Below are 13,371 nucleotides of genomic sequence, written 5' to 3' on the forward strand. Positions count from 1 at the left end.
ACCCCATGCCCGTACGCCGTATCGGTCTCGTCGTCCACCAGGGACGTGAGACCGCCCGGGAGGCGGCGGCCGCCGTGCACGCCTGGAGCGAGGCGCACGACGTCCGCTGCACGGAGATCGACGTCTGGGCCAAGGACCATCACCGCCGGGCCGGACGCGAGGAGGCCGAGGCCGCGGGCAACCCCGACCTCGTCGTCACCCTCGGCGGCGACGGCACCTTCCTGCGCGGCGCCCGCATCGCGGTCAAGAGCGGGGCCGACGTCCTCGGCGTCGACCTCGGCAAGGTCGGCTTCCTCACCGAGGTCCCGGCCTGCGACATCGACGAGGCCCTCGACGCCGTGCACGAGGGGCGGGCCATCGTGGAGGAGCGCATGACGCTGACCATGCGTGCCTCCCGGCCGCTGGACATCCCCGAGGAGATGGAGGCCCTGCTGCGCTACGGCCGCGGTCCCGCCCTGCCGCCGCCGCAGGTCCGGCCCGAGACCACCGAGGGCGGCGGCTGGGGCTGCGCGCTGGACGTCACCGCGCTCAACGACGTCGTCCTGGAGAAGCTCGCCCGGGACCGGCAGGTCGGCGTCGGCGTCTACCTGGCCGGACGCCTGCTGGCGACCTACTCCGCCGACGCGCTCGCCGTCGCCACCCCGACCGGCTCCACGGCCTACAGCTTCGCCGCCGGCGGGCCCGTCCTCTCACCCCACATGGACGCCGTCGTCTTCACGCCGATCGCCCCGCACATGACGTTCAACCGCAGCGTGATCGCCGCCCCCGACGAACCCGTCGGCCTGCGCGTCCTGCCCCACTCCGGCCAGGCGATCGTCACCGTCGACGGCCAACTCCGCGGCGTCCTGGACCCCGGCGACTGGATCGGCGTCTTCCGCGCCCCCCAGCGCGTCCGCCTCGTCCGCCTCCGCCCGACCGATTTCTACGGCAGGCTGCGCGACCGGTTCCGGCTCACGGACGCGCCTGCCAACGCCCAGGACGGTCCCTCGGAACCGTTCTTCCGCCCGGACACCCCGGTCCCGGCGGACCTCGCGGGGATGCGGCTGCCGCCTGCCGCTCAGTAGGTCACGCGGGAAGGCGGACGGTGAAGACCGTGCCGACGCCGACCGTGCTGGTCACCGTCACCGTCCCGCCGTGCGCCTCGGTCAGCCTGCGCACGATGGCGAGGCCCAGTCCGCTGCCGCCGGTGCGCCGGCTGCGTGACTTCTCCGCTCGCCAGAAGCGGTCGAAGACCCGGGGCAGATCCTCGGCGGGGATGCCGGTGCCGGTGTCGGCGACCTCGATCGTCACGTGGTCGGCGGTCCGGCGGGCGCGCAGGGTGACGGTGCCGCCGGGCGGGGTGTGCCGTATCGCGTTGGACACCAGGTTGCCGATGACCTGCCGCAGCCGTACGGGATCGCCGGACAGGTCGGGGTCGCCGTCCGTGCGGGTGGTGAGGGTGACGCCCGCGGTCTCGGCGCGGCCGAGGTGCGCGGTCGCGACATGGTCGAGGAGGTCGCGTACGAAGAGGGGTTCGGGGTGGATGCGCAGCTGACCGGCGTCCGCCTCGGCGAGGTCCTGGAGGTCGTCGACGATGTGCTGGAGCAGCAGCGCCTCTTCGAGGAGGGAGTCGACGAGCGCCTGGTCGGAGGTGGCGATGCCGTCCTGCACGGCTTCCAGCCAGCTGCGGATGGTGCTGAGCGGGGTGCGCAGTTCGTGGGCGACATCGCTGACCATCGCCTTGCGCTGCCCCTCCATGCGTTCGCGGCGCTCGGCGAGGTCGTTGAAGGCGGCGGCGAGATAGCCGATCTCGTCGTTGGTGGTGACCGGTACGCGCTGGTGTTCCTCCACCGGGCGGCGGGCCGCGTCGGCCAGGGCACGCAGCGGCCTGACGAGCCGGGTACCGACGACGACGGTGACGGCCACAGTCACCAGCAGCACCAGCCCGGCGACACCGGCGATCCGGGCGGTGTTGGCGGAGGAGAAGTGGAAGGCGGGGGCGCTCGTAACGCCGGCCGGGGTGGTGACGTACAGCAGCGCGGCCGGTGCCACATAGGGGGTGAGCTGGTCGCGGCGGGCGGTGTCGAGGCAGGTCCGGGCGATCTGGCTGTCGCCCTTCGTACGGATGACGAAGTCCATGGCGAGCTTCACCTCGGGCTGCCTCTGGCGCTCCAGGCAGTCGTTGACCATGGTGTTGACCCGGCCGAGCGGCCCGATCTCGGTCTTGACGGGATCGCTGAGCTCGTCGAGTCCGCAGCCCAGGTCCACGAAGGATCCCAGGGCGCTGTCGGGGAGCTTGATGGACGGGCGGCCGCTCGGCTCCTCGACGAGGGTGGCGGCACCGGTCGTGCCGCGCAGACAGTAGAGGATCTTGTCCGCCCACTGGCGCAGGTCCTTCCGCTCGGCGGCGGTCAGCCGGTACGGGCCGACGGCACGCGGGTCGATCCGGTCGCTCTCGCCGCCGGACAGCAGGGCGGGGTCGGTGTGCAGCGGATCGACGACCGCGGAGGCCCTGACGGGGAGCGCGGCGGTGGTGGCGGACGACGCGGCGATGGTACGACGGCTCTGCGTGGTCAGGGTGATCCGGCGGCCGGTGCGTTCGGCGAGGCGGCGCAGGGTGGGGGCGACGCCGTGCCAGTCCGGGTGGACGGCGGCGTAGCCGACCAGCGTGTCGTAGATCTCGGTGTCGGAGGACAGGAGTTGGCCCTGTTCCTGCTGGATGGCGCTGCTGGTGGTGCGGGCGGCCAGCCAGGCGGTGGCGGCGACCGAACAGACGGCGATCATCACGGAGGTGGCGAGCAGGCGGACCAACAGGCTTCTGTGCAGCGGCACTTTGGCGCGGACGCGTGCCCTGTACTTCGTGCCGTTGTCTCCCGCTGTCCCCAACTCCGGTTCAGCGCGCACGAGTTCCGTCCATGAGCTTGTAGCCGACGCCGTACACGGTCTGCAGATAGGCGGGTCGACGGGGGACGGCCTCGATCTTCTTGCGCAGGTTGAGGATGTGCACGTCGATGGTCCGCTCCGTTATGTAGCGGTCGAACCCCCGGGTCAGGGCGAGGAGTTGGCGGCGGGTGAAGACCCGCTCCGGTTCGGCGGCCATCGCTGCGAGGATCTCGAACTCCCCGGGTGTGCAGACCACTTGGCGTCCGTCGAGGGCGACGGTACGGCGGACCGGGTCGACGGCGAGCGCGCCGATCCGCAGCACGGGGTCGTCCGGCGCCGCCGTCGCGCCCCGTGTCCGCCGCAGCAGGGTGCGGATGCGGGCCATCAACTCCCGTGGGCTGTACGGCTTGGTCATGTAGTCGTCGGCGCCGAGGTCCAGGCCGAGCAGGAGATCCTCCTCCGTGCTGCGCGCGGTCAGCATCAGCACCGGCACCTCGCACTCCCGGCGCAGCACACGGCACACGTCCAGCCCGTCGACCAGGGGCATCATCACGTCGAGGACGAGCAGATCGGGCTGTCGGCGCCGTACCTCGTCGATGGCCGCGCGCCCGTCGTGGACGACCAGGGAGGAGTGGCCCTCGCGTTCCAGATAGCGCCGGATCACCTCGGCCTGTTTGACGTCGTCCTCGGCCACCAGGACATATGCGTTCACGCGGCTCACCCTAAGGTCGCCACCGTGACAGCAGACAGGACTCTGATGGTGGCCTGACAGGATCTTCATATCCTCCGGTCACGGTTCCGCCATGTCGAAACGCACTAGTCGAAGGCGCTCCGCCACCCTGGCCGCGGTAGCCGCACTGACCCTGCTGTCGGCCTGCGGCGGCGGCTCGGGCGGGAACGGGAAGACCGCCGCCAAGGACACCGGCGTCGCCTCCATCAAGACGCCGAAGACGAGCGGCGCGTCGGCGTCGGCGAGTGCCGCCGCGGAGTCGGGCCGCCCCCAGATACGGCTGGACACGAGCTACGCGGAGACGGACCGGCTGTGGGGCGTCTTCTGGGACTGCCTGCGCGACCAGGGTGTCCCCGGCGGCCACAAGGGGAGCCAGTTCGTCCCCGACGGAAAGGAGTCCGACCATCCCGCCGCCTACAGAGCCTGCCTCCCGAAGAGGCCGCTCACGCCACCGGAGCTGGACCCGGCGACGAACCCGCACTACATGGACGACTACCGCACATACATCAGGTGCCTGAACGACGGAGGCCTGAAGGTCAAGGCCCTGCCCAACGGCGGCGGCTGGAACTACGACGGCCAGAGCTCCCTGACCCAGGCCCAGCAGGACGAACTCGACCACGACTGCGAGCTGAAGGCCTACAAGTGACGACGACCGGCGACGACAACGACGGCACCCGCTCGCGTCGCGGAAGCCGCCGCCTGAAGATCGGGGCCGTGGCCCTGGCTGGCGTCACGGCCACCGCGCTCGGCGTCACCGTATGGCAGGACGGGAACACGAAACCGAGCACGACGGCCGCCGACTCGGCCAGGGTCGGCACCGCCACGGTGATCCGGACCGACCTCTCCGACGCCCAGACGCTGAGCGGGACTCTGGGCTACAGCAAGGCGGCGCCGGTCAAGGGCGCGAAGGCGGGGCTGGTCACCTGGCTGCCCGCGCCGGGCGCGAGGGTGACCCGCGGCCACGCGCTGTACAAGGTGGACAACGTGCCGGTGCCGGTGTTCTACGGCGCGACCCCGCTCTACCGCGCGCTGAACGCGAGGGGGATGACCGGTCCGGACGTGCGGGTGGTCGCCGACAACCTCAAGAGGCTCGGCTACGACATCGGGTCGCAACCGGCGCCGGGCACCTGGGTTGCTCAACACCCGGCCCCGGCTGAGGAGTCCGGCAAGACGTCCACCGACAGGGCGGCCCCCGCCGAGACACCAACCCCGACGCCCACCGCGACCGCGACCGCGACCTCGGTCAAGGTGAAGGAGGGCGACGGAGTCCTCACCGCCGACCTGATCGCGGCGGTCAGGCGCTGGCAGACCTACGCCGGAATGCCCGCCACCGGAGTGCTCGGCATCGGCGACGTCGTCGTCCAGCCCGGCGAGGTCCGCGTCGGCGCGGTGCAGGCGCAGACCGGTGACGACGCCAACGGCAGCCTGATGACGGTCAGTTCGACCACCAAGAAGGTGTCCGTACCCGTGGACGCGACCCGCGTCGGCACCATGGCCCGGGGCAACCGCGTCACGGTGACCCTCCCCGACAACTCCACCGTCACCGGCACCGTCGAAGCGGTCGGCGCCACCGCCACCGCCACCGACAACAACGACGGCGACACCAGCGGCGGAGGCGGCCCGGCCCAACTCACCGTCACCGTCCGGGTTCCCGACGCCGGCGCTGTCGCGAGACTCACCTCCGCCCCCGTCCAGGTCGCCTTCACCTCCCGGACCCGCAAGGGCGTCCTCGCCGTACCGGTCGGCGCGCTGCTCGCGCTGAGCGAGGGCGGTTACGCCGTCCAACTCCCCGGCGGCCGGCTGCTCGCGGTGCGGACCGGCATGTTCGCCAAGGGCCTCGTCGAGGTCACCGGCGACGGCCTCACCGCCGGGCTGAAGGTGGTGACCACGTCATGAAGAGCCGACCGGTCCTCGCCGTGACCAACGCGGGCATGGCCTACCCGGGCGGAGTCACCGCCCTCGACGGTGTCTCCCTCGCCATCGCGGAGGGTGAACTCCTCGCCATCGTCGGCCCGTCGGGGTCCGGCAAGTCGACGCTGCTGAACATCATGGGCACCCTGGACCGCCCGACCAGCGGCACCGTGGAGATCGGCGGCCACGACGTCGCCACCCTCTCCGACCGCCGCCTGTCCGCCCTGCGCGGCCGCCTCCTCGGCTTCGTCTTCCAGCAGTTCCACCTCACCGACGGGCTGAGCGCCGCCGAGAACGTCGCAACAGGCCTGCTCTACGCCGGAGTTCCGCGCCGTCAGCGCCAACCGCTGGCCCGCGAGGCACTCGCCCGGGTCGGCCTCGCCCGCCGCGCCGGACACCTCCCCAACCAGCTCTCCGGCGGCGAACGCCAACGCGTCGCCATCGCCCGCGCGTTGGTCAACCGCCCCGCCCTGGTGCTGGCGGACGAGCCGACCGGCGCCCTCGACACCGCCAACGGCCGTGCCGTACTGGACCTGTTGACCACCTTGAACGCCGAGGGCACCACCATCGCGATCATCACCCACGACCGGGACATCGCCCGGCGTCTGCCCCGCAGGATCGAGATCCTCGACGGCCGCCTCGTCGCCGATGTCCGCGGCGGCGGCTTCGACGAGGACACCCTCGCCATCAGTACCGCGGACCTCGCCGCCGAGGACACCCTCGCGATCCACCTCGACCCGCTCACCGACACCGACGGGGATCACCGGCCATGACCGCAACAACCGCACCCCACCGGCCCGTTACGCGCTCCCTCGCCGACACCGAGCCGGTCCGCCTGGCCCCCCTCGACATCCTGCGCCTGGGCCTGCTCGGCATCCACACCCGCAAGATGCGCGCGGCCCTGTCCGCGCTGGGCATCTCGATCGGCATCGCCACGATGATCGTCGTCACCGGCATCCCGGCGTCCAGCCAGAAGGCCCTGATGAACCAGCTCTCCGCGCTGGGCACCAACATGCTCCAGGCCGTGCCGGTCCCCAACCAGACCCCGCCGGTCCAACTCCCGCCCCAGTCCGTGGACATGGTCCGCCGGATCGGCCCGGTCACGGTGGCCAGCGCGGTCGCCAACACCCACGCCGAGGTGTTCCGCAACGACCACGTCGACGCCGACGACTACGCGGGGCTCACCGTCCTCGCCGGCAGGACCGATCTGCTGCACGCGATCAACGCCAAGGTGCAGTCCGGGAGTTACCTCACGGCGACCACCGAGAAGTTCCCCACGGCCGTCCTCGGCTCGGTCGCCGCCACCCGGATGGGCATCGCGAAGATAGTCCCCGGTCAACCCGCCCCGCAGATCTACATCAACCAGCGCTGGTTCACCGTCATCGGCATCCTGGCGCAGACGCCGCTCTCGCCCGACATCGACCGCTCGGTGCTGGTCGGCTGGGACGCGGCCCGCACCCAGCTGAACTTCGCGGGTCACCCCACGGTGATCTACGTCAAGGCCCGTGAGGACGGCATCGACGCCGTCCGCAACGTCCTCGCCCCCACCATCTACCCGGAACTCCCCGGCATGGTCCAAGTCAGCCGCCCCTCCGACGCGTTGGCCGCCAAACGCGCCACCCGGACCACCTTCTCCGCCCTCTTCCTGGGCCTCGCCGGAGTTGCCCTCCTCGTGGGCGGGATCGGCGTCGCCAACACCATGGTCATCTCCGTCCTCGAACGCCGTCGCGAGATCGGCCTGCGACGGGCCCTGGGAGCCAACAAGGGCCAGATCCGCGGCCAGTTCCTCACCGAGTCCATCGCCCTGTCCTGCCTCGGCGGCCTCGCCGGGACGGTCCTCGGTATCCTCGCCACCATCGGCTACGCGACCTACCAGAACTGGCCCCCGGTGATCTCGCTCCCCGCCGTCGCGGGCGGCTTCGGCGGTGCCGTCCTCATCGGCATGGCCGCCGGTGTCTACCCCTCGATCCGGGCCTCCCGCCTCACCCCCACCGAAGCCCTCGCCACGACGTGACGCGGCCGGCGGCGAGGGGCCGCCCCCGCACGTACGGGCGAGTTTCACACAGGCGCCACCAGACCCTTCCCTGACGTTTGTTGCTCTTGGAACACTCGCACCGCGCGCATTTCGCCATGTTCCGGCCGGCCGCGCGTCAGGATGAGAGGTGCCTCACCCATGTCCGAAGTCAATCGGCGTCGCTTTCTCCAACTCGCGGGTGCCACCACGGCGTTCACGGCGCTGTCGAACAGCATCGAGCGTGCCGCCGCGCTCCCGGCGAACCATCGCTCGGGGAGCATCGAGGACGTCGAGCACATCGTCGTCCTGATGCAGGAGAACCGGTCCTTCGACCACTACTTCGGCTCGCTCAGGGGCGTCCGGGGCTTCGGCGACCCGCATCCGGTCGTGACCCGGCAGGACGGAAAACCGGTCTGGTACCAGTCGGACGGCACGAAGGACATCCTCCCGTTCCGCCCCGACGCCGACGACCTGGGCCTGCAGTTCATCCAGGACCTCCCGCACAGCTGGAACGACGGGCACGCCGCGTTCGACGGCGGCAAGTACGACAAGTGGGTGCCGTCCAAGGGCTCCACGACGATGGCGTACCTGACGCGCGAGGACATCCCCTTCCACTACGCGCTCGCCGACTCCTTCACCATCTGCGACGCCTACCACTGCTCGTTCATCGGCTCGACCGACCCGAACCGCTACTACATGTGGACGGGTTACACCGGCAACGACGGCGTCGGCGGCGGCCCGGTCCTGGGCAACGACGAGGCCGGCTACAGCTGGACGACGTACCCCGAGCGCCTGGAGAAGGCCGGGGTCTCCTGGAAGATCTACCAGGACGTCGGCGACGGCCTCGACGCGGCGGGCGGCTGGGGCTGGATCCAGGACGCCTACCGCGGCAACTACGGCGACAACTCGCTCCTGTACTTCAAGCAGTTCCAGAACGCCCAGCCCGGCGACCCGCTCTACGACAAGGCCCGCACCGGTACCGACGCCACCAAGGGCGAGGGCTTCTTCGACCAGCTGAAGGCCGACGTCAAGGGCGGCAAGCTGCCGAAGATCTCCTGGATCGTCGCCCCCGAGGCCTTCACCGAGCACCCCAACTGGCCCGCGAACTACGGCGCCTGGTACGTCTCCCAGGTCCTGGACGCGCTGACCTCCGACCCCAAGGTGTGGGCGAAGACGGCCCTGTTCATCACCTACGACGAGAACGACGGCTTCTTCGACCACCTGCTCCCGCCGTTCGCGCCGGGCTCGGCCGCGCAGGGCAAGTCCACCGTCGACGTCGGCCCCGACCTCTTCAAGGGCAACGCCACCAACCCGGCGGGCCCCTACGGCCTCGGCCAGCGCGTGCCGATGATCGTTGTCTCGCCCTGGAGCAAGGGCGGTTACGTCTGCTCGGAGACCTTCGACCACACCTCGGTCATCCGCTTCATGGAGACCCGCTTCGGTGTCCACGAGCCCAACATCTCGCCGTGGCGGCGCGCGATCTGCGGCGACCTGACCGGCGCCTTCGACTTCTCGCACAAGGACGTCAAGGAGGTCCCGCTGCCGAGCACCGACGGCTACCAGCCGCCGGACAAGAACCGTCACCCGGACTACAAGCCGACCCCGCCCGCCAACCCGGCGCTGCCCAAGCAGGAGCGCGGACTGCGCCCGGCCCGGCCGCTCAAGTACGCGGCCGCGGTGGACGGTTCGGCCGACACGGCGGCCGGGAAGTTCACGCTCACCTTCGCCTCCGGCGCGAAGGCCGGCGCCACCTTCCTCGTCACCTCCGCCAACCGCACGGACGGGCCCTGGAGTTACACCACCGAGGCCGGCAAGTCCGTCTCGGACGCCTGGAACTCGGCGTACTCGAACGGCTCCTACGACCTGACCGTGCACGGCCCGAACGGCTTCCTGCGCGTCTTCAAGGGCCCCGGCAAGACGGCCGGCCCCGAGGTCACCGCCCGCAACTGCGGCGACGACGTCGAGCTGACCTTCACCAACAAGGGCTCCGGGACGGTGCAGTTGAAGGTCGTGAGCGGCTACGGCGGGCGTTCCCAGACCTTCAAGGTGCGGGCGGGCGCCACCGTACGGCACACCTTCGACCTGGGCGCGAGCAAGCGGTGGTACGACCTGACGGTCACCTCGGACGGCGACGCGAGCTTCCTGCGGCGATTCGCCGGACATGTCGAGAACGGCCGCCCGGGGGTCAGCGACCCGGCGATCGCGACCGCCTGAGGGGCTTTGTGAGACCGGTTGTTTTCCGGGGCACTCGCGGTAGTGTGCCCCGGTGACCACGCATTCGAACACACCTGCAGGCTGGTACCCGGATCCGCACGGAGCGCCCCAGACCCTCCGGTACTGGGACGGCGTGAAGTGGACCGAGCACACCAACGCGGACCAGCAGGGCCAGGGCGCCCAGCAGCAGCCGCAGGCCGTGCCGCAGCAGCAGGCGGGGCCGGATCCGCGGGCCCAGCGCCAGGTCAAGCAGCAGGTGCAGCAGCAGGCCGGGGTCGCCGGGGGCGGCCCCGGCGGCGGCAGCCTGTTCACCGAGCCGGTGCTCGTGGTGAACCAGAAGGCCAAGCTGATCGAGCTGACCAACGAGTACAAGGTCATGGATCAGAACGGCAACGTGATCGGCTCGGTCGACGAGGTCGGCCAGAGCACGCTGAAGAAGGCGCTGCGCTTCGTCTCCAGCCTCGACCAGTACATGACCCACCGGCTGGAGATCCGGGACGCCTACGGGCAGCCGCAGTTGGTGCTGACCCGGCCGGCGAAGATCATGAAGTCCCGGGTGATCGTGACCCGTCCGGACGGCTCGCCCGTGGGTGAGATCGTCCAGCAGAACATGATCGGGAAGATCAACTTCGCGCTGAACGCGAACGGCCAGCAGATCGGCGCGATCAAGGCCGAGAACTGGCGGGCCTGGAACTTCGCGATCGTCGACCACGCGGACAACGAGGTAGCCCGGATCACCAAGACCTGGGAAGGCCTCGCGAAGACGATGTTCACGACTGCGGACAACTACGTTCTGCAGATCCACTACCAGCTGCCCGAGCCCCTGCTGAGCCTGGTGGTGGCGACGGCGCTGACCGTCGACACCGCGCTCAAGCAGGACTCGCGCGGCCTCGGCTGACCCTGATCACAGTGCGGTGAGATGCCCCGGCGCGGACTTCCGGTCCGGCTGCCGGGGCAGCAACGCCGGTTCCGCGGAGGCCGTTTGGGGTTCCAGCGCCAGGACGGCGGCCACGGGGTGATCGTGGTCGTCGTACGCGTGCGGCAGCGGTACGGCGGGTGTCACCCGGGTCAGCAGGACCACACCCCAGGACGCGATTCCGGCTCCGGCCAGGGCGAGGATGATTCCGGCCGCGCCGCCCTGGAGGCGTTCGCCCAGCAGCGCGAGGCCGATCGCCGCGGCGGCCACCGGGTTCGCCAGGGTCACCACCGCGAGCGGGGCGCCGAGACCGCCCCGGTAGGCGGTCTGCGAGAGCAGCAGCCCGCCCGCCGCGAACACCGCGACCAGCAGGGCGACTCCGACCACCTGCATGCTCAGCAGCGGACCCGAACGGTCCGTCGCCGCGACCGTCACGGTCTGCGTGAGCGCGGAGGCCACACCCGAGGCGACACCGGACGCCGAGGCGTGCCGTAGACCGGGCTTCGCGCCGCGGCGGGCCAGCAGGCCGATCAGGGCGGAGGTCGCGCCCGCGACCGCCAACGCCTGGGGAACGGTGAGGACTTGGTCGGGCTGCGGGCCCGACGCCGTGATCAGCAGGGCCGACAGGCCGAGCAACGTGAGGGCGGTGCCCCGCCATTCGACCAGGGTGACCCGCCGCCCGGCGACCCGCGCGCCCATCGGGACGGCGGCGACCAGGGTGAGGGCTCCCAGCGGCTGTACGACGGTCAGGGGGCCGTACTTGAGGGCCACGACGTGGAGCAGCGCGGCCGACGCGTTCAGGACGACCGTCCACCACCAGGAACCGGTGGCGAGCAGGCGCAGCATGCCCGCGTCGGAGTTGCGAGAGGCCAGCCGCTCCTGGGCCACGGCCGCGGCCGCGTAGGCGACGGCCGAGAACAGGGACAGGACGACGGCGACGAGCGTGGCGTTCATCGGCCCGCTCCGACCAGGACCGGCTCTTCCACGGCGAGTCGGGGCTGGCCGCGCCCGGCGGTCGTCGCCGTGCGGTGCGGGGGATGGATCAGCGCGAGGGTGATGCCGAGCATGGCGGCGGCCACGATCGCGTCGAGCCAGTAGTGGTTCGCCGTGCCGATGATGACCATCAGGGTGACCAGCGGGTGCAGCAGCCACAGCCAGCGCCAGCGGGAGCGGGTCGCGACGATCAGGCCGATCGCCACCATCAGGGCCCAGCCGAAGTGCAGCGAGGGCATCGCCGCGAACTGGTTCGAGAGGTGGTCGCTGGTCGGCGGGCCGTAGACCGAGGGGCCGTAGACCTTGGCGGTGTCGACCAGGCCGGTCGCGGCCAGCATGCGCGGGGGCGCGAGGGGGAACACGAAGGGCAGGACGAGGGCGGCCGAGGTGACCGTGGCCAGGACCCGGCGGGCCCAGACGTAGTGCGCGGGGCGCCGCAGGTACAGCCAGACCAGGAAGGCGACGGTGGCCGGGAAGTGGACGGTCGCGTAGAAGGTGTTCGCGAGGTGCACGAGGGTGTCGCTGTGCAGCAGCACCGACTGCACCGAGCCCTCGTCCGGGAGGCGCAGGGTCCGTTCCAGGTCCCACACGTGGCGGGCGTTGTGCAGGGCCTCACCGGTGTGGCCCGTCGCCAGCTGGCGGCCGAACTTGTAGACGAGGAAGAGCCCTGCGACGAGCAGGAGCTCACGGACGAGCGGGGGCCGCGCTATCGCGCTGGTCCCCTTCTCTGCAGGCTCGGTGCGGGCATTCATCCCCCGGCCCCTTCGCTGACGGTGGTGCGTGTGGTGGTGCTGGCCGGGTTTGTGACCCGGTCGGCGGCCCGAACTCATCGGTACGAGTTCGTTCCGATACGCCAGTGTACCGATACGGGCGGGTACCGATACGGCTGAGTACCGGTACACTGGCGTATCGATAGCGAAACGAGACACACTGGAGAACGGGCCCCGGGTCCGTGGACCGAGCGAGGAGACGAGCCATGACGTCGCAGGCTGAGGACGCACCGGACACGGTCGCCGCCTCGCGCCGCTCCAAGATCACGCCGGAGCGTGAGCGGGAGTTCTTCGACGCCGTGCTCGAACAGATCCGGGAATGCGGGTACGACTCCGTCAGCATGGAGGGCGTCGCCAGCAGCACCCGGTGCAGCAAGTCCACGCTCTACCGGCAGTGGGGGACCAAGCCCCAGTTCGTCGCGGCCGCGCTGCGCGCCAACCGCCGGGTGCACTTCACCGGCATCGACACGGGCTCGCTCGCGGAGGACCTGAGGCAGGCCGCGCGGGCGGCGGGCGCCTGGTCGGCGAAGGACACGAAACTCGTCTCGGCACTCGGTCACGCCGTCATCCAGGACAGCGAACTCGCCCAGGCGGTACGGGAAGCGCTCGTCCATCCCGAGATCGCCGCGCTGGAGGACATCCTGCGCCGCGGTGTGGAGCGCGGCGAGATCCCGGCGGACCATCCGGCCCTGCCGTACGTTCCCGCCCAGATCTTCGGCGTCCTGCGGGCCCGTCCGGTCCTGGAGGGCTGTTACGCCGACCCCGACTACCTCGTCAGATTCGTGGAGGCCGCGGTGCTGCCCGCACTCGGGCTCGCCGGGTCACCCTGAGAACCAGGCCGCCGTCCATGGGATGACTGGACGGTGACCTGCTCGCGCCGCACCGTGGGGACGGGGGCGGCGCGCACCCCCCGGCCGGGTGGGGTTCCTCTTGAGCGGAGAGGCGCCCCACCCGGCCGACT

12 protein-coding genes are annotated in these 13,371 nt (G+C 71.1%); 8 read left to right on the plus strand and 4 right to left on the minus strand.

Features of this window, described 5'->3' with window-relative positions; all coding sequences use genetic code 11:
• The first annotated feature begins 5 nt into the window (after window positions 1-5).
• A complete protein-coding gene (locus tag OO69_RS18010; protein ID WP_033281688.1) occupies window positions 6-1,064 on the plus strand; it encodes an NAD(+)/NADH kinase in 1,059 nt (352 codons plus the stop codon).
• Window position 1,065: 1 nt separating this feature from the next.
• Here the strand turns inward: OO69_RS18010 and OO69_RS18015 are convergent, their stop codons facing one another.
• Window positions 1,066-2,883 carry a sensor histidine kinase gene (locus tag OO69_RS18015; protein WP_051801086.1) on the minus strand — a complete coding sequence of 606 codons (1,818 nt, stop codon included), beginning with the start codon at window positions 2,881-2,883 and terminating at the stop codon, window positions 1,066-1,068.
• Window positions 2,873-3,574 carry a response regulator transcription factor gene (locus tag OO69_RS18020; RefSeq protein WP_033281689.1) on the minus strand — a complete coding sequence of 234 codons (702 nt, stop codon included), beginning with the start codon at window positions 3,572-3,574 and terminating at the stop codon, window positions 2,873-2,875. The genes OO69_RS18015 and OO69_RS18020 overlap by 11 nt, the downstream gene beginning before the upstream one ends.
• Window positions 3,575-3,665: 91 nt before the next feature.
• Between OO69_RS18020 and OO69_RS18025 the strand changes: the two genes are divergently transcribed.
• The 6 genes from OO69_RS18025 to OO69_RS18050 all read left to right on the plus strand — a co-directional run bounded on the left by OO69_RS18025 (window position 3,666) and on the right by OO69_RS18050 (window position 10,629).
• Window positions 3,666-4,238 carry a hypothetical protein gene (locus OO69_RS18025; protein WP_051801087.1) on the plus strand — a complete coding sequence of 191 codons (573 nt, stop codon included), beginning with the start codon at window positions 3,666-3,668 and terminating at the stop codon, window positions 4,236-4,238.
• Window positions 4,235-5,488: an HlyD family efflux transporter periplasmic adaptor subunit gene (locus tag OO69_RS18030; protein WP_051801088.1), complete on the plus strand. Its 1,254-nt coding sequence runs from the start codon at window positions 4,235-4,237 to the stop codon at window positions 5,486-5,488. Before OO69_RS18025 ends, OO69_RS18030 begins: the two co-directional genes overlap by 4 nt.
• Window positions 5,485-6,276: an ABC transporter ATP-binding protein gene (locus OO69_RS18035; RefSeq protein WP_033281690.1), complete on the plus strand. Its 792-nt coding sequence runs from the start codon at window positions 5,485-5,487 to the stop codon at window positions 6,274-6,276. The genes OO69_RS18030 and OO69_RS18035 overlap by 4 nt, the downstream gene beginning before the upstream one ends.
• Window positions 6,273-7,517, plus strand: a complete 1,245-nt coding sequence (locus OO69_RS18040) for an ABC transporter permease (protein WP_033281691.1) — start codon at window positions 6,273-6,275, stop codon at window positions 7,515-7,517. The genes OO69_RS18035 and OO69_RS18040 overlap by 4 nt, the downstream gene beginning before the upstream one ends.
• 159 nt (window positions 7,518-7,676) lie before the next feature.
• Window positions 7,677-9,731, plus strand: a complete 2,055-nt coding sequence (locus OO69_RS18045; RefSeq protein WP_033281692.1) for a phosphocholine-specific phospholipase C — start codon at window positions 7,677-7,679, stop codon at window positions 9,729-9,731.
• Window positions 9,732-9,783: 52 nt separating this feature from the next.
• Window positions 9,784-10,629 (plus strand): phospholipid scramblase-related protein, encoded by an 846-nt coding sequence (locus tag OO69_RS18050; RefSeq protein ID WP_033281693.1) that lies wholly within the window; start codon window positions 9,784-9,786, stop codon window positions 10,627-10,629.
• A 6-nt stretch (window positions 10,630-10,635) separates the two neighbouring features.
• Here the strand turns inward: OO69_RS18050 and OO69_RS18055 are convergent, their stop codons facing one another.
• Window positions 10,636-11,601, minus strand: coding sequence for a membrane protein (locus tag OO69_RS18055; protein WP_033281694.1), 966 nt, complete (start codon window positions 11,599-11,601; stop codon window positions 10,636-10,638).
• Window positions 11,598-12,392, minus strand: a complete 795-nt coding sequence (locus tag OO69_RS18060) for a phosphatase PAP2 family protein (RefSeq protein ID WP_033281695.1) — start codon at window positions 12,390-12,392, stop codon at window positions 11,598-11,600. Before OO69_RS18060 ends, OO69_RS18055 begins: the two co-directional genes overlap by 4 nt.
• Before the next feature lie 224 nt (window positions 12,393-12,616).
• On the opposite strand from OO69_RS18060, the gene OO69_RS18065 reads away from it, so the two are divergent.
• Window positions 12,617-13,240: a TetR/AcrR family transcriptional regulator gene (locus OO69_RS18065; RefSeq protein ID WP_033281696.1), complete on the plus strand. Its 624-nt coding sequence runs from the start codon at window positions 12,617-12,619 to the stop codon at window positions 13,238-13,240.
• Window positions 13,241-13,371: the final 131 nt, after the last annotated feature.

Source organism: Streptomyces sp. NRRL F-525 (assembly GCF_000716605.1).
Classification (GTDB): domain Bacteria; phylum Actinomycetota; class Actinomycetes; order Streptomycetales; family Streptomycetaceae; genus Streptomyces.